The sequence below is a fragment of the Corynebacterium sp. MSK122 genome (assembly GCF_030229435.2).
GTDB lineage: Bacteria > Actinomycetota > Actinomycetes > Mycobacteriales > Mycobacteriaceae > Corynebacterium > Corynebacterium marquesiae.
In genome coordinates this window covers 26,852-44,382 of the sequence record NZ_JASPHV020000019.1, presented here as the reverse complement: position 1 = coordinate 44,382, position 17,531 = coordinate 26,852, and the positions used below count along the sequence as shown (strand labels likewise).

11 protein-coding genes are annotated in these 17,531 nt (G+C 58.0%); 8 read left to right on the top strand and 3 right to left on the bottom strand.

All coding sequences use genetic code 11. The features are described from left to right. Positions 1 to 315: 315 nt before the first annotated feature. Entirely contained in the window at positions 316 to 1,134 is an 819-nt protein-coding gene (locus QP934_RS08795; RefSeq protein ID WP_419127337.1) for a GDSL-type esterase/lipase family protein, read from the bottom strand. A gap of 75 nt (positions 1,135 to 1,209) precedes the next feature. After that, a complete protein-coding gene (locus QP934_RS08790; protein WP_419127336.1) occupies positions 1,210 to 2,040 on the bottom strand; it encodes a GDSL-type esterase/lipase family protein in 831 nt (276 codons plus the stop codon). 1,162 nt (positions 2,041 to 3,202) lie between these two features. Between QP934_RS08790 and QP934_RS08785 the strand changes: the two genes are divergently transcribed. Continuing rightward, complete coding sequence (locus QP934_RS08785; RefSeq protein ID WP_419127335.1) at positions 3,203 to 3,496, top strand: IS3 family transposase; 294 nt, start codon at positions 3,203 to 3,205, stop codon at positions 3,494 to 3,496. Positions 3,497 to 3,699: 203 nt separating this feature from the next. Here the strand turns inward: QP934_RS08785 and QP934_RS08780 are convergent, their stop codons facing one another. After that, the gene (locus tag QP934_RS08780; RefSeq protein WP_284769112.1) at positions 3,700 to 4,092 is read right to left on the bottom strand and encodes a hypothetical protein; all 393 of its coding nucleotides are present in this window, start codon (positions 4,090 to 4,092) and stop codon (positions 3,700 to 3,702) included. Between the two features lie 329 nt (positions 4,093 to 4,421). On the opposite strand from QP934_RS08780, the gene QP934_RS08775 reads away from it, so the two are divergent. The 7 genes from QP934_RS08775 (at position 4,422) to QP934_RS08745 (ending at position 17,366) form a co-directional block, all read left to right on the top strand. Beyond that, complete coding sequence (locus QP934_RS08775; RefSeq protein WP_419127334.1) at positions 4,422 to 5,822, top strand: NAD-dependent succinate-semialdehyde dehydrogenase; 1,401 nt, start codon at positions 4,422 to 4,424, stop codon at positions 5,820 to 5,822. A 137-nt stretch (positions 5,823 to 5,959) separates the two neighbouring features. Beyond that, the gene (locus QP934_RS08770; RefSeq protein WP_419127333.1) at positions 5,960 to 7,906 is read left to right on the top strand and encodes an alpha/beta hydrolase-fold protein; all 1,947 of its coding nucleotides are present in this window, start codon (positions 5,960 to 5,962) and stop codon (positions 7,904 to 7,906) included. 2 nt (positions 7,907 to 7,908) lie between these two features. After that, positions 7,909 to 8,340: a hypothetical protein gene (locus tag QP934_RS08765; protein WP_337888905.1), complete on the top strand. Its 432-nt coding sequence runs from the start codon at positions 7,909 to 7,911 to the stop codon at positions 8,338 to 8,340. A gap of 22 nt (positions 8,341 to 8,362) precedes the next feature. Further along, positions 8,363 to 9,277, top strand: a complete 915-nt coding sequence (locus QP934_RS08760; RefSeq protein ID WP_284788799.1) for a cutinase family protein — start codon at positions 8,363 to 8,365, stop codon at positions 9,275 to 9,277. A 59-nt stretch (positions 9,278 to 9,336) separates the two neighbouring features. Further along, positions 9,337 to 11,049 carry an AMP-binding protein gene (locus tag QP934_RS08755; RefSeq protein WP_419127332.1) on the top strand — a complete coding sequence of 571 codons (1,713 nt, stop codon included), beginning with the start codon at positions 9,337 to 9,339 and terminating at the stop codon, positions 11,047 to 11,049. Positions 11,050 to 11,128: 79 nt separating this feature from the next. Further along, positions 11,129 to 15,835 carry an alpha/beta fold hydrolase gene (locus tag QP934_RS08750; protein ID WP_419127331.1) on the top strand — a complete coding sequence of 1,569 codons (4,707 nt, stop codon included), beginning with the start codon at positions 11,129 to 11,131 and terminating at the stop codon, positions 15,833 to 15,835. Continuing rightward, positions 15,810 to 17,366, top strand: coding sequence for an acyl-CoA carboxylase subunit beta (locus QP934_RS08745; protein ID WP_419127330.1), 1,557 nt, complete (start codon positions 15,810 to 15,812; stop codon positions 17,364 to 17,366). The genes QP934_RS08750 and QP934_RS08745 overlap by 26 nt, the downstream gene beginning before the upstream one ends. Positions 17,367 to 17,531: the final 165 nt, after the last annotated feature.

The window sequence follows — 17,531 nt, the reverse complement described above, 5'->3', positions numbered from 1 at the left end:
AACACTAAGCGACTTCACGAAGCATTGGACTACGCCACCCCACAGGAAGTAGAAACCGAGTACTATCTCACCCAGCCCATCAACACAGGGCCGTAAAAGAAGCGGAACTAAACCCAGGACGCTTCATAGGAGTCGCCGAGTGCTACGTATTTGTCTCCAGGCTGGAGGGCTTGTGCGGTGGGGGCTAGGAGTGTGGTTGTTAGTGCTGCGGCGGCGAACGCTGTGCTGATTTTTGTGGTTTTCATAGGTGTTTTCCTTGTTAGACGAGAAATTCCCGTGCATTTTAGGGTTGCACGGGAAACTTTGTTGTTTGGGTTACTTAGCGAGGTTGTGTCCGATGAATTGGCCGTAGGCATGAGTGCCGTGAGCATTGAGGTGGAGAGGAAGATTGCCTGGTGCTGGTGGCATAATGTCGACGAGGTTTACCCACCAGCGGTCGGGGGAGCATGCGTCGTGGCCTTCGGACATTGGCCACGCGTCGAGGAAGGTGGCGTTGTTTTGTTGTGCTACTTCGCGGAGTGTGTTCTGTAGGCGCTGCTCGGTACCTGCAGTGTTGCCGGCCGGGATGGGGAAGGGGTTGGATGAGCCGAGTCCGCTGTTGTAGCAGGACATGTTGTTGAAAGAGATGTGGGGGTAGCCGACTACCATGACTTTGGCGTTGGGTGCGTGGTGGTGGGCGATGTTGATGGCATTGCGGAGGCCGTCGCGGATTGCGCGGTCTGATGCTTGGACGTCGGGGCCGTAGGGATAGGTGTCATTGGCTCCTGCGACGATGACCACGTTTTTTGTTTGTGGGTTGAGGTCACCGTGTTGAGCTGCGGTGCGCAGGGCATTGTCGATATGTACACCGCCGGTGGAAAAGGAGGCACCTGCGCATTGGTACTGGTCGACGTGTGCGCCGCCGGATGCGTTGGCGATTTCGTCGGCGATGGCCCCGTCTGTAACACAGCCGACACCGGTGTTTACTTTGATGTTTGCTTTATTCTTCCAGTAGTCAGGCACGGTTGGGTTGGCTACTACGCTGTCACCGGTGAGGACGGTGTTGCCTGGTGTTGCGGCGAGGGCGGAGGTCTGTCCTGCGATGAGAGCTGCGGTTGCGGCGGCTACTGCAGAGATTTTGGTGTAAGTTTTCATTTTCCGTTTCCGTTTAAATGCAGATGTTCCCTGCCAGATTTCTAGTTGGTCTGATAGGGAACCGTGCCTGATCTGCTAGTGGTTTTGGAGTTCTTGGGTGATGATTCGGGCCATGCCGTCGTGTCCTACATCTGTTGGATGCATGGGCATGACAGATGGCGCAGTTGGTGTTTGAACTGCTACAGCCCAGCGTTGGGAGGTGTCTGGCTGGCAAGTGTCATGGGTTTTGGCTTGGTCATGGAGATTAATGAAGTTAGCGCCGAGTGCGTGCGCAGCGCGTCCAATCTCTCGGTTGAATTCTTCTTCTGCGAGGGTGGCTCCTGGGAAGGAAATGGGAAGGATGTAATTGCCATGGTTAATGGCGCATAAAGTGTCATTCACGGTCATGGGGGTGTAGTTAACCATGGTGATGCGTGCGTTGGGGGCTACTTTGCGGATCTTGTTGAACTGGTAGCCGAGTAGTCCGCGGTAGTTTGATCCCTTGGGAATGTTAGGGAGAGTGGCATTAGCAAGGGCATCTACATAAGTGTCAGGTTGGAGGCCACCGTACATGAAGACAACTTCTTTGGTGTTTTGGCCAATGTTTCCAGTTTCGATGGCATTGTTGACGTAAGCGTCGAGCCAGTAGCTGGTCCCGTTGCAAGAATAGTCCGCAATAGAGTGGTTGAGGTTCTTGGCGGTTTGGTGTGCCCAGTTTCGCTTGTCGTTAAAACAAGGGTGGATGTTGATATACGGTTTGTAGGGGCTTGGGGCTCCGCGGTCGCCTGGAGCGCCTCCATTGGCGGTGAAAGAATCACCGAAAGTGACCATCTCTTGTCCCTGAGCAGCGTTAGCACTCTGGGCCATTGTTAGGCCGGTGGTGAGGGTAAAGAAGGCGGCGGCAATTTTTGTTTTTAAATGTTTCATATCTTCCGAGGGTAGGGGAACTTAGTTGGTGAAGTTCGTCGGGATCGAACTTTTACTGTAAGAATAATGAGTACCTGGGAATAGTACAAATTGAGCGGTTTGAAAAGTGTACAATATTAGTGTTATTAGTGTTATCGGAGTGACAATCGATCGTCATGTGGCTGGAGCGTCTCCTGTTTTGGGGTGAGGCTCGGCCGAGGGTGTCGTGTTTCTTTCACTGGGCTCTCAAATGGATGGTGCTAGGGCTTTCGTGAGGATGGCGCTAAATGGAATGGCGTTTCACTGTTATCTATTACGGTGGCATAGAAGAAATCCATTTCTCGGCAGGAGTTGACGAAGACAGTAGGAAATTTAGGAGTAGTTCCGCGGTTGCCAGTTCCATTTGGAAGTTGTAGATTTCTGCTCTCGATGCCAGTGACTTCGGAGAGAGGCTAGCGCGGGCGCCAAATAGTGCTGGAGCAGAGGTGTTAGCGTATAGCTGCTGAAGATACCAAGTATCCTGGGTTTGGTTTAGCTTCGTTTCTTTTCCCGCCCTGAGCTGACTGGCTGGGTGAGATTGTGCTCGGTTTCTAACGCTTTGGGGTGGCCTAATCCAATGTTTCGTGAAGGCCCGGGGCGTCCGATTGTTTGTGTGCGAGGGTTTGCTTTACGCTTAATCTGAGAAACGGCTGGGTTCGCCACTGCTAGTTGGTTAATGGCTTTTTCCATACGGCGGCTTTCGCCCCATTCAAAATTGCCCGGATCTAACGGGACAGATCCCGTCTCCTGATGCCGTTGCAGCCGAGTTGTCGCTGAACTCGAAAAAGTGCGTCTATGCTTGGTCTCAACGATTCCATGAGGAAGGAAAGTGGGGTTTGATGAGCGCTACTGAACGCAAACAGCCGAGCGTCTCAAGTTGTTTGTGTGTGGGGTTAGGTTTATAGGTATTGGACCTGACCCCTGTTTGGTAGACACCTGACATTTAGCTCGGTTGAGTTGGGAAGAAAGGTAATCGACCGCCCTGCCTAGGTTTTCCGAACAGTTCAAAGGTCATGCTGTGGCCCTCTATGAGAGTAATGGAGACTTCTCACTTCACGCGGCTTCAATAGAGCTTGGAGTCAATCGTTTCTCACGATATTTTTGGGTTGGATCGGTAAACGAGCCTGCACGAAGACCATGCACGATGAAGCCGGACCTGACAAGATTAGTGATCCGTTCCGATCGGGGTTGTCACTATCGAGGTAATAGTTGGTTCCAAGCCTCCCGAGACATCGGTTTTGCTCGTTCAATGTCGAAGAAAGGGTGCTCACCCGACAATTCGGTGTGCGAGGGGTTGTTCGGCCGAATGAAAAATGCGATGTTCTATGGGCGTGAGTGGCGCCATCGTGAAGAATTAGAGAAAGCGATTCATGAATATGTCGGCTCCTACAACGAACGAAGAACCAAGCTTGAGTTCGACAGATTAAGCATCAACTAACGCCGACGCAAGCTATTACTCTGAATATTCCTAAAAATGTCCGCATCCTCTTCTGCCCGTTAGCGCGCGAGTAGGAATCCTCATTAAAGGAAAACAAAAGTTGGGATAGAATCTAAAATTCTATCCCAACTAGAAAACTTGTCTCAGCAGCTTTTGGTGCAAATCACATATTTCGAAAGGACTGCTGATTACGTCGGTGGAATTTAGCCACCCAGGATGCTGCCTAGGGCGCTCAAGTCCAGTTCGGAGGACTGGAAATCATTCAGCAGTTCGGAAGAGCCGTTTTCGTTGAAGAAATCCGACGATCCGGTGCCGTTGAGCAGTTCCGAAGAGCCGGTTTCATTCAGGAACTCGGAGGAACCGTTATCGTTGAGGAACTCCGAGGAGCCCAGATCTCCGAAGGAGGATCCGCCTACTTCGACGTTAACTTCTTCTGGGTAGGTCGGAGAAGACATTGGAGGCAGTTCAGGGAGGCTTACCTCTGGCAAGGAAATATTAGGCAGTTTTATGTCAGGGAAGCTTCCTCCCGAGATGTGAACCAGAAGATCCTTGATGGGACCGGAAACAATTTCATTGATTTGGAGCAGTACGTCCATTGCAATTCCTTCAAATGCGTGGGTAATGACTCTGGTATATTAACAAGGGATTCATATGCTCGCAATAGCTGTAGGTACATATTCCACCGCCGTTGGGGCGGATTGGTTTTGCTTCTGAGTGGAAACGGACGGGCTAGCTAGAATCAGGGGCATTCTGCCAAAGTTTTGCCTAGTAAACATTTTGCTTCCAAGGTAAGGCGCTTTGGTATGCAAAAGGTGGGGTCGCACTCTCTGCGGACCACAGTCATAGTTCTGACGTGTTCATTCAAATTTGGAAAGACCCGAAGTAAAGCATTGCGGGAAGTGTGTTTTGAAGTTAAAAAGGGACCATGTTCGCTATTGAGAATCCAAACACAGGCAAAAGTGAAGACCAGTTTGAACGTATCGATGATTCACAGCGCGATGACATCCTAGACCGCTCCACCGCGGCCTACGAGGCATGGCGCCGCACTCGCATCGAAGAGCGCGCTGCGGTTTTGTCCCGCGCAGCTGATCTTTATGAAGAGCGCATTGATGAATTGGCCGATCATATCGGCCGCGAGATGGGCAAGCTGACCCGTTGGGCCAAGGCCGAGGTACAGATTGTTGCCGATATTTACCGCTATTACTCCGAGCACGCGCACGAGCTGCTTGCCGATGAGTACCTGCCGGCACAGAATGCCGACAAGACCGTAGTGCGCAAGGAGCCGATCGGCCCGTTGCTCGGCATCATGCCGTGGAACTTCCCGTACTACCAGGTAGCCCGCTTCGCGGCGCCTAATCTGCTGCTGGGTAACACCATTGTCCTCAAGCACGCTTCCATCTGCCCGCTTTCTTCCCAGGCATGTCAGGACATCCTGGAAGAGGCTGGTCTGCCGAAGGATGCGTACATCAACATCTACGCTTCCGGTTCCCAGATGGATGCTTTTGTAGCGGATAAGCGCATCAAGGGTGTTTCGCTGACCGGTTCGGAGGGTGCGGGCTCTGCCGTGGCCAAGACCGCCGGTGAAAATTACAAGAAGTCCGTGCTGGAGCTGGGCGGCAACGACCCGTTCCTGGTTATTGATGATGAGAACTTGGAGTGGGTACTGGATCAGTACAACCTGATCCGCATGTACAACACCGGCCAGGCCTGCAACGCGCCAAAGCGCCTTATCGTTCTGGAGGACTTCTACGACCGCACCGTGGAGTACCTGGAAAAGAAGATTGAGGCCATGAAGGTTGGCACTTATGACGACGAGAATGCCGACATTGGTCCGCTGTCCTCCATCGATGCTCGCGATGAGATTGTGGAGCGCCTGGAAAAGGCTACGGCCAATGGTGACGCCAAGATTCGCGTAGGCGGCAAGAAGATCGATCGCGAGGGCGCCTACATGGAGCCTGCGCTGCTTACCGACGTCGACCCATCCACCGACGTTGGCTGCAACGAGATCTTCGGCCCTGTGGCCATTGTCTACAAGGCCAAGGATGTTGAAGAGGCTATCGAGATCGCCAATAACTCGGAGTATGGTCTGTCCAGCTCCGTGTGGGGCACCGACCTGGATGCCGCATTCGAGGTGGCAAACCAGCTCAACGATTGCATGACGTTTGTCAACGAGGCGTCGGTAACCGCAGCAGGCCTGCCATTCGGTGGCGTGAACCGCTCCGGCTACGGCCGCGAGCTGGCACGCTGGGGCGTCGGCGAGTTTGTCAACGAGCACCTGTACCGTGTGAGCGGACAGGACACCCCGGGCAACTCCCCGGCAATGTAGCGGCGTGTCAGTCTAGCGTAAGTCTCAAGTTCAACTTAAACTTGAGCACACGATAGACAGCTCACGCCGCAGGCATCGGTCCGGGGGAGGGGAACCCTCGGAAAGGTACCGCGGCAAATCTTCAAGGACGTTTACCTATGCGCAAAAGCACTTCCCCGAGCAAAGCTCGCAAGGGCCTTGCAGTGGCCGCAGTACCTACCGCTATCGCCGTGGGTTTGGCGCTGCTGCCAAACGCCACCGCACAATCTTCCGTAGGCGATCTCTCTTCCGCAATCGGCGGCGATTCCAGCCTGTCCGACCACTTCGCACCGAAGGATCCGCCCGCTCGCACCCCGCTGAACACTGAATACCCGGATGTTAAGGGCCTGCCGGAGGGCGTGAAGATCAACCGTGTGGAGTACCTGACCAACCGCCACCTGATGGTCTACATCAACTCCGCAGCCATGCCGGATAAAGAGCAGAAGGTGCAAATCCAGCTGGCTCGTGACTGGTACTCCCACCCGGAAAAGAAGTTCCCAGAAGTATGGGCTCTGGATGGCCTACGTGCACGTGACGATGAGTCCGGCTGGACCATCGAGACCAATATTTTGAACCAGTACGCTGACCGTAACGTCAACCTAGTTATGCCGGTAGGCGGCGAATCTTCCTTTTACTCGGACTGGGAGCAGGCAGACCGCGGTAAGCACTACATGTGGGAGACCTTCCTGACCAAGGAATTGATCCCCATTTTGGACAATGAGTACCGCTCGAACCACAAGCGTGCGGTCACTGGCCTGTCCATGGGCGGCACCGCCGCGATGAACTTGGCTGAGCGTAACCCGCACCTGTTTAACTTCGTGGGCTCCTTCTCCGGCTACTTGGACACCACTACGCGCGGCATGCCGGAAGCCATCATGGCTTCGCAGCTTGATGCCGGCGGTTATGATTCCCGCAAGATGTGGGGCGAGCCGGGCTCTCAAAACTGGATTGACCATGATCCAAAGCTGGGCATTGAAAACCTGAAGGACATGAAGGTATACGTCTCTGCGGGTTCGGGCAAGGATGACTTTGGCAACGCCAACTCCGTGGCCAAGGGTCAAGCAAACCTCGCCGGCATGGGCCTAGAGGTCATCTCCCGTATGTCGACCCAGACTTTTGTTGATTATGCGAAGCGCGTCAAGATTGACCCCGTGACTAAGTTCCGCCCATCCGGTGTGCACAGCTGGGAATACTGGCAGTTTGAGATGCAGCAGGCATGGCCCTACATCGCAGATGCCCTCGAGATGGACAAGGCTGATCGCGGTGCGGACTGCGAGGCTATCGGTGCTATCGCCAAGGAAACCAAGAGCGGCATCATTGGCTCTTGCTTGAATAACGAGTACGACGTCGCCAAGAAGGGCAAGGCCCAGGACTTCGAGTCTGGTACCGCTTACTGGTCCCCGGATACCGGTGCGCACGCCCTCTTCGGCCGCATTGGTGCCCGCTACGCCGAAATCGGCGGGCCTACCTCCTGGCTGGGCTTCCCTAAGACCGGCGAGTCTAAGACCCCGGACGGCAAGGGTCGCTTCGTGCACTTCGAGCACGGCTCCATCTACTGGTCCCCGGAGACCGGTGCTTGGGAGATTACCGGCGATATGTTCCAGGCTTGGGGCAAGAACGGCTACGAAAAGGGCGACCTGAAGTACCCGACCGGCCCGGTTAAGAAGGTTGGTGAGGGCTACATGCAGGAATTCCAGAATGGCGTCCTGACCCGTAATCCGGACGGCTCCAACCAAGTAGTCCATGGTGCTATCGGCGCCAAGTACAAGGACATGGGCGGCGCTGAATCTGCGCTTGGTTTCCCGAAGTCCGGCGAGAACGCCGTTAATGGCGGCTTCTTCCAGGCCTTTGAAAAAGGCAACATCTACTGGTCCCCGAAGTCGGGCGCGCACTACATCATCAAGGGCAAGATCATGGACCGCTGGGGCCAGGCTGGCTGGGAGCAGGGCGAGTTCGGCTGGCCTACTTCTGACTACTCCGAGATTGCCGCTGGCGGCCTGAGCCAGGAATTCCAGCACGGCAAGATTAGCGAGGTCCTCGGCCAGGTTCGAACCGAGAAGAAGTAGCTATGCGCAAGCTAGTAGTTGCGGGCGCGGCGCTGTGCTTGGGTCTTGCGGGCTGCGATTCCGCCACGGTGGATAGCGAACCGTCGCAAGAGACCGAGGTCGCGCCTCTCGAGCGGGAGTCCGATGTCCCTTCCTCTTCGGAGAGTGCCACCTCTAAGTCGCAAGAAGACCGCGGTGCGCGTGAGATCTCTGAAATCCCGTCCGCTGAGATGCCGGAACCGGACGCCAAGTACTTGGACAAGCTCAAGGACGGCGGTGTTAACGTCGATGGCGTAGAGGATCAGCTCCTTGGAGCCGGCAAAGCGGCCTGTGACGAGAATGAGGTCACCATTTCTGCGGTTGCCGGCCAGCTCATCGAGCAGCAGCGCACCACGCAGAGTTTTGAGGAGCTTTCCCAGCTCATCAAGGATTCCGCACGTTCAGGGATTTGCTAGGTTTACCTGGTACAACTAATCCATGCGAAAAATTATTACCGTTGTCGCGGCCCTCGTCGTCTTAGCTGTCATTGGCGTGGGCGCGTCGCGTTACCTTAACCAAGGCACTGATTCCCCGGCTCCGCACACCACGGAGCAGGCTGCGCCGCCGCAACCGCAGCAGCCTGAGTGGTGCCCGCGTGTGGAGTTCATTTCTGCCCCGGGTACTTGGGAGTCAGCGGCTGACGACGACCCCATTAATCCTTCTGCCAACCCGCGCTCGTTCATGCTGTCTATTACGAAGCCGTTGCAGGAGGCCTACGGGGACGACGTAAAGGTCTGGACCCTGCCCTATACCGCGCAATTTAAAAACATTAATGCGCGACATGAGATGAGCTACGACGATTCCCGCAATGAGGGAACCGCCAAGATGAATGACGAGCTACGTAGCGTTCACCAAAGCTGCCCAGCTACCAAGTTCATTGTGAGCGGCTTTTCTCAGGGCGCCGTGATTGCTGGCGACGTTGCCGATGAGATTGGTGGCGGCCAGGGCGTGGTTCCGGCGGAATCAATCGCAGGCGTGGCCCTTATCGCAGACGGCCGCCGCCAAAATGGCGTCGGGCAAAACCCGGGTCGCAAGGTGGGTGGCGTCGGCGCTGAAATTGCCCTTCAGCCGGTATCCGGATTGGTTCAGCCCATCGTGCCGGGTGCTTCCATGCGTGGTGCGCGCCAGAATGGGTTCGGTAGCCTCGCGGATCGCACCTTCCAGATTTGCGCGCCCAATGATTCGGTGTGTGATGCCCCGCCAAACGTGACCAATGCACTTGAGCGCGCGCAGGGTTTGATTGCCGCGAATGGCGTGCATGCGCAGTACGCCTCCAATAGTGGCGTTATCGATGGCACGACTGCGAACCAATGGGTAGTGGGCTGGGCCCGCCAGCTTATCGACGCCGCGTAACAACCATTCCCCCAACTCCGATAGTTTTATTACCGAAACCATTTACCTAAGGAGAATCGATGGATCTGAAAGCGCAGATGGGGCAGTTTTTAGCGCCCGAGTTCACCTTGGCCCAGTTGGCAGAGAAGCTCTTTCAAGCGGAGACCGAACCAGACCGCGTGGTGATGCGCCAGTGGATCTACGGTGAGGAGGAAACCTGCCGGGAGCTTAGCCGCGCACAGGTCAATAACCGCATCAAGGTGGTGGCGGCGCGCCTGCAGCAGGTGGCAGAGCCCGGTACCCGCGTGGCCATCTTGGCGGGTAATTCGCCGGAATACGTCTTCGGCTTCTTGGGTGCTCTTTATGCGGGCATGGTGCCGATTCCGCTGTATGACCCCAACGAACCAGGGCACTCGGACCACCTTAATGCCGTATTTGGTGACTGTGAACCGTCTATTGTGGTAACTAACCGCGTATCGGCGGCGGCAGTGCGCACGTACTTTTCCGCTCAACGCGACCGCCCGCGCATCATTTCCCTCGACGCCCTTCCTGATTCTTTGGCGTCCTCCTGGACTCCTGTGGAGGGAACCGCAGAGGACACTGCCTTCCTGCAGTACACCTCCGGTTCCACCCGTACCCCGGCCGGCGTGGAGCTCACCAATCGCGCGATTATTACCAACGTGGCACAGATCTTCCAGGCACTGCAGCTGCAGATGCCTGCCCGCATCGTTTCATGGCTGCCGATGCACCATGATATGGGCATTATCCTGGCCGTATTCGTTACCATCTTGGGCCTCGACTTCGAGATGATGACCCCGCGCGATTTCATCCAGCACCCAGATCGCTGGGTCCGGCGCCTTACCGCCGGCAAGCAGGCTACCTATGCCGCCATCCCGAACTTTGCCTTGGAACTCGCCGCTCGCCATGCCGAGGATGCAGATTTCTCGCACGTGGTCGGCATCATTATCGGTTCCGAGCCGGTTACCGAATCTGCCGTGGATTCCTTCCTCGAAGCCTTCAGCGTGGACCGTTCCGTACTGCGCCCGTCCTATGGTCTGGCAGAAGCGGCGCTTCTTGTGTCTACCCCGCAAACTGACAAGCGCCCGGTCATCGCGCACTTTAACCGCGCGGAGCTAGCTGCAGGTCGCGCCGTCATCGAGGATAAATCCGAAGAGACCGTTGCCTACGCCTCCAATGGACAGTGCGTGCCGCATCAGCACCTCGCCATTGTGGATCCGGAAACTCGCGCCGAGGTGAAGGACGGCGTTATCGGAGAAATCTGGGTCCACGGTCCCAATATGGCCACCGGCTACCTCAACCGCCCAGAGGAAACTGCTGCGACCTTCCGAAATACGCTGGGTGAGCGTCAACAAGATGGCCTGCCGGAAGACGATCACTGGATGGCCACCGGAGACTTGGCAACCATCGTGGATGGGGAACTGTATATCACCGGCCGCCTGAAGGATCTCATCGTCATTGCTGGGCGCAACCATTATCCGCAGGATATTGAGGGCACGGTGCAAGCAGCTTCCGCGCAGGTTCGCCCGAATTCCGTCGCAGCCTTCTCCGTGGAAGGTAACGACTCTGAGTCCCTCGTCCTGCTGGTGGAGCGCGCCGATGATGCGCAGCCGTCCGACGATGCCGAGGCAACCGAGGCCATTCGCACCGCGGTCACTGCCCACCACGGCATCACTCCGGATGACATCGTGTGGAAGGCACCTGGCGAAATCAACCGCACGTCCTCCGGCAAGATTGCGCGCCGCGTAGCCAAGAAGAATTATGTGGGATTCTGATATATCGCTAACAAAGTGACAAAATATAGCGATATACCCCTTTGCTATTTAGTATTTTTCCGTAACGAAAGACCTTTTTATGACCATCGAGCAACTGCGAGCATGGCTGCGTGACTGGGTCGCCCAGGCCACCGGTGTTTCCGCCGAAGAGATCCTAGATTCCAAGCCTTTGGAAAATTATGGCCTCTCCTCGCGGGATGCTGTAGTGCTATCCGGCGAGCTGGAAAACCTTCTGGGCACCCGCCTCGATGCCACCGTGGCATATGAGTATCCCACCATCGAGCTGCTGGCGGACCGCCTGCTGAACGCACCGGCGGCGTCCCAGCCGGAAGAGCGCGCCCCGCGGATCGCGCAGGGATCCGACATTGCGGTCATTGGTCTTTCCGGCCGCTTCCCGGGCGCCAAGAATGCCCAGGAGTTCTGGTCTATGTTGGCGGAATCCCGCGCAGGCACCGGCCCGTTGCCAGTGGGTCGGTGGTCCGAATACTCCGCCGATCCAGTAATGAGCGAGAAGATCGCTCAGCAAAATACCGATGGCGGTTACCTTGAAGACATCGCCTCCTTTGATGCGGAATTTTTCGGGCTATCCCCGCTTGAGGCTGCCAACATGGATCCCCAGCAGCGCATCCTGTTGGAGCTGGTGTGGGAAGCGCTAGAAAACGCTGGTGTTCCCGCCAATGAGCTGCGGGGAACGCAGACCGGTGTGTACATGGGCTCGACCAATAATGACTACGGCATGCTCATCGGCGCCGATTCCGCCGAGATGCACCCGTATGCGCTGACCGGAATTTCCTCGGCTGTGGTTGCCAACCGCATTTCTTACGCCCTGGATTTCCGTGGCCCCTCCATCAACGTGGATACGGCCTGCTCTTCCTCCCTCGTAGCGGTGAACCAGGCGATGAAGGATTTGCGCACGGGGAGCGCGGACGTGGCGCTGGCCGGTGGCGTGAATATCTTGGCCGCCCCGCATGCGTCCACGGCTTTCTCGGAGTTGGGCGTTACCTCTCCAACGAGCGCCATTCACGCTTTTTCCGACGACGCCGATGGCATCGTGCGCGCCGACGCCGCCGGTGTCCTCGTGCTCAAGCGCTTGGAGGATGCGGAAGCCGATGGCGACGATATCTTGGCCGTCATCAAGGGCTCTGCCGTCAACTCCGATGGCCACTCCAATGGTCTGACCGCCCCGAACCCGGAGGCACAGGAGGACGTGCTGCGCCGCGCCTATGCTGATGCGGGCGTAAATCCACAGGACGTGGACTATATTGAGGCCCACGGCACCGGCACCATTCTGGGCGATCCGATCGAGGCCTCCGCCTTGGGCCGCGTGCTCGGTGCGGGCCGCGGGGTCGAAACTCCTATTTTGCTCGGCTCTGCCAAGACCAATATCGGCCACTCTGAATCCGCCGCAGGCGTGGTCGGCCTCATCAAGGTCATCCAGGCCATGCGCAATGACGTAATTCCGGCCAATATCAACTATTCGGCGCCGAATCGTTATATCGATTTCGAGGCCGAGCACCTCGAGGTAGTCGAGGATCCGCGCGAGTGGCCCGAGTACTCCGGGCGCAAAATCGCGGGTGTATCTGGCTTTGGTTTCGGCGGCACCAATGCGCACGTCGTACTCACCGATTACCGCGGTACCCCGGCCGAACGCGCGCCGCAGCTTTCCACCGAAACGGTCGCGTTGCCGGTCTCTGGCCTTTTGCCTTCGCGCCGGGCACGCGCTGCGGCCCTGTTGGCAGACTTCATTGAGGCGGAAAAGCCCGCGCTTGTCGACGTCGCCCGAACCGTCGCCCGCCGCAACCACTCCCGCTCCCGCGCCGTCGTGACTGCTAGCTCCACCGAGGAAGCGGTCAAGCGCCTGCGCCAGGTAGCTGAGGGAAAGGTTTCCGTTGGCATCGCCGCTGCGGATTCCCCGCAGGTTCCGGGACCCGTATTTGTTTACTCCGGTTTCGGATCCCAGTACCGCAAGATGGCTAAAGACATGATTGCGATCTCGCCGCAGTTCAAGGCTCGCTTGGAAGAGCTGGATGCCATCGTGGACTTTGAGTCCGGCTGGTCCATCCTGGATATCGTCAACGACGATGCCCAAACCTATGACACCGAGACCGCCCAGGTAGCCATTACCGCTATCCAGATTGCATTGACGGACCTGCTCGCTTCCTTTGGCGTGCACCCGGCCGGCGTCATGGGCATGTCCATGGGCGAGATTGCCGCGGCCTATGCCGCAGGCGGCATCTCCGCAGAGGACGCCATGGTCATTGCCTGCCACCGTGCGCGGTTGATGGGTGAGGGCGAGGCGTCGCTAAGCGATGCCGAGCAAGGAGCCATGGCCGTCGTAGAGCTCTCGGCCGAGGATATTGCCGCGCTCGACGGCAATATCGAACCCGCCGTGTATACCGGACCCGGTATGACCACCGTGGGCGGCCCCCGCCAAGAGGTGCTGGACCTGGTGGAAAAGCTCGACGGCGAGGGCAAGTTCGCCCGTGCGCTCAATGTGAAGGCCGCCGGGCATACCTCGGCCGTGGACCCCATCCTGGGCGAGCTGCATGCAGCCATCGCCGGCATGGAAGCCAAGCCGCTGCACACTCCGCTGTTTTCCTCCGTAGATAAGGGCGAGGTTTATCGTCCTGGTACCACCGTGCACGATGAGGACTATTGGCTGCGCATGACCCGCCACTCGGTCTACCTGCAGGATGCCACCGAGGCAGCCTTCAACGCCGGCCACACCCAGCTGGTAGAAATCTCGCCGAACCCGGTGGCGCTGATGGGCCTTATGTCCACCGCCTTCGCCGTGGGCAAGGCCGATGCGCAGCTGCTGTATGCCCTGAAGCGCAAGGTGGATGCCACCGAGTCGTTGCTGGACCTGCTCAGCAAGCTCTATGTCGCCGGCATGCCGGTGGATTTTGGAGCGGTCTTTGGCTCTGGCGCGCGCGTGGAGGCGCCCTATACCCAGTTCAACCGCCAGCGCTTCTGGACCAACGCGCGTCCGTCGGCCGGCGTATCCGGCCTGCCGGGCGCACGCGTCAATCTGCCAGAGGGCAAGGTTGCCTTCTCTACCAATGCGGATCAGGCGCCATCTGCGCTGGCCATCGTGGAGGCGGCGGCCGAGGCCGTCAAGCCTGGGGCGCGCATCATTGCCACCGAGGAACATGCCGACCTGCCACCGCGCGGTGAGGTCACCACGGTGGTAAGCCAGTCCATCGGTGGTATGTCCGTAGCCGTCTACGCCGTCCGTGGCGCACAGACGGAGCTCCTGGCGGAAGGCTTTGCCTCCGCCTTGGACTTGGGCGCGGCGCCTATCCCGGGCGTAGCCGATGTACCTGAAAGCGAGCCTGCAGTAACCGCAGAAGTTGATGCTGTGCGCTGGGATCCTGCGGAGGAAACCGTGGAAGACCGCCTCGCACTCATCGTGTCGGAATCCATGGGCTATGACGTCTCTGACCTGCCGCGCGAGCTGCCGCTCATTGACTTGGGCCTGGATTCCCTAATGGGCATGCGCATTAAGAACCGCGTGGAAAATGACTTCCAGATCCCGCCGCTGCAGGTGCAGGCGCTACGTGATGCCTCTTTGGCTGACGTCATTGCCATGGTGGAAGAGGCCGTCGCCGGCGGCAGCGTGGATACCAGCGACATTGCTTCTGCGGATACGCCTGCACCAGAAGAAGACGAACCCGGCCAGGGCGTCGGCGTTGCCCCGCGTGATGCCTCGGAGCGCATGGTCTTTGGCACCTGGGCCACCTTCACTGGAAAGGCAGCTGCGGGCGTTACCTCGGCGCTGCCTGAGGTAAGCGACGAGGTTGCCACCCAGATTGCCGAGCGCCTCACCGAGCGTGCCGGCATCGAGGTCACCGCCCAGCAGGTCCACGAGGCCGAGGCGCTAGAGACTTTGGCCGACCTCGTCCGCGAAGGACTGGAGACCGAGGTAGAAGGCAATATCCGCGTCCTGCGTGAGGCTGATGGCCCGGCCGTATTCATGTTCCACCCAGCCGGCGGCACCACTGTGGTCTACCAGCCACTGACTCGCCGCCTGCCCGAGGACGTGGCGGTCTACGGCGTAGAGCGCATTGAGGGCTCGCTGGAGGAACGCGCCGAGGCTTATATCGAGGACATTCTGCACTACGCGCGCGGCCGCAATGTCGTGCTCGGCGGGTGGTCCTTCGGTGGCGCGCTGGCCTACGAGGTGGCCTATCAGCTGCATCAGCGCACCCAGCGTGGCCAGGATTCGGCGGACGTGGCGTTCATCGCGCTGCTGGATACCACTCAGCCGTCGAACCCAGCGCCGGATACCCCGGAAGAAACCCGTGCCCGGTGGGAGCGCTACGCGGCCTTTGCCAAGAAGACCTACGGCCTGGATTTCGAGCCGCCGTACGAGATGCTGGAGACCATGGGCGAAGATGCGCTCATGACCATGTTGGCGGAGTTCCTCGCTACTACCGACGCCTCCGAGCACGGCCTTGCCGCCGGCGTACTGGAGCACCAGCGCGCTTCCTTCGTGGATAACCAGATTCTGGCTAAGATCGACTTCCATCGCTGGGCCGATGTCACCGTGCCGGTTCTGCTTTTCCGTTCTGAGCGCATGCACGACGGTGCGATTGAGCTGGAGCCGCGCTACGCTGAGATTGACCCCGACGGCGGTTGGGGAGTTATCGTTAAGGATCTAGAAATTGTGCAGCTGCAAGGCGATCACCTTGCAGTGCCAGACGAGCCGGCCATCGGCATCGTGGGCAAGCATATGGACGAATGGATCGAGGAGAAGATACGTGGCGGCCAAGCAGACAACCGCTGAGAAACTCGCTGACCTGCGCGAGCGTCTAGAAAAGGCGCAGGACCCAGGCAGTGAGCGCTCCCGCAAGCGCCGCGACGAGGCTGGGCGCACCACGCCTCGTCAACGCATCAATGAATTGCTAGATGAGGGTTCCTTCGTCGAAACCGGCTCCTTGGGTAAGACCCCAGGTGACCCTGACGCCATCTATTCCGATGGCGTGGTCACCGGCTATGGCCGCATCTCCGGCCGTCCCGTGTGTATCTACGCTCACGATAAAACCGTCTACGGCGGCTCTGTCGGTGTGACCTTTGGCAAGAAGGTCACCGAGGTCATGGACATGGCCATCAAGATCGGCTGCCCGGTCATCGGTATCCAGGATTCCGGCGGCGCCCGCATCCAAGATGCGGTGACCTCGCTGGCCATGTACTCCGAGATCGCCCGCCGTCAGTTGCCGCTGTCCGGCCGCAGCCCGCAGATTTCCATCATGATGGGCAAGTCGGCCGGTGGTGCCGTCTATGCTCCTGTGACCACGGACTTTGTCATTGCCGTGGACAAGGAAGCGGAAATGTATGTCACCGGACCGAACGTCATCCGCGAGGTTACCGGCGAGGACATTACCTCCGCCGAGCTCGGCGGCGCTCGCCAGCAGGAGCTTAACGGTAACGTCTCGGCGGTCGTCCCTACTGAGGATGACGCCTTTGATATGGTCCGCGATCTCCTCGACCACCTGCCGCTGACCTGCTTTGATGAGTCACCGGAGTTTGCTGCGCCTGCCGACGCCGAAGTGGCCGAAGACGAAGAGCTCAATGCCTTCATGCCGGATGACACTAATGCTGGCTACGACATGATGGACTTGTTGACCCAGTTGGGCGATGACGAGGATCTCATTGAGATTCAAGAGAACTTCGCCCCCAATATGATCACTGCCTTTGGCCGCATCGATGGCAAGACCGTTGGCTTTGTGGCCAATAACCCCATGCACCTTGCGGGCTGCATTGATGCCGACGCCGCCGATAAGGGCGCGCGTTTCATCCGCATCTGCGATGCCTATAATATTCCGCTGGTCTTCGTAGTGGATACCCCGGGCTACCTGCCGGGCGTGGAGCAGGAAAAGGTGGGACTTATCCACCGCGGCGCCAAGTTTGCCTTCGCCGTGGTGGAAGCCACCGTGCCGAAGGTCTCGCTCATCGTGCGCAAAGCCTACGGCGGTGCCTATGCCGTGATGGGTTCGAAGAACCTGACCGGTGATATTAACCTGGCGTGGCCGACCGCGCAGATCGCCGTGATGGGCGCGGCCGCTGCCGTGGTGATGATCGCCGGTAAGCAGCTCGATGCCGCCGAGACCCCGGAACAGCGCGAAATGACCAAGAAGATGTTCATGGACTTCTATGATGAGACCATGACCGCTCCTTATGTCGCGGCCGAGCGTGGCTATCTAGACGCGATGATTCAGCCGAATCAGTCCCGCTTGGCGCTCCGTCAGGCACTGCGCCAACTGGCCACCAAGCAGGAAAGCGATCTGCCGAAGAAGCACACTATTGCCCCGATGTAACGCCATGTGCTTGGATAGCATATAAAGAGCTAATCCTAGTGAAGGAGTTATCTATGATTCTGTCTAGTGCTATGGACATCGTCAGTGAACTTATCGGTTTCATCGTTGATATTCTCAATCAGGCCGGCGTACCGGTAAGCTCCAAGTAAGTGGAACAAAAAGAAG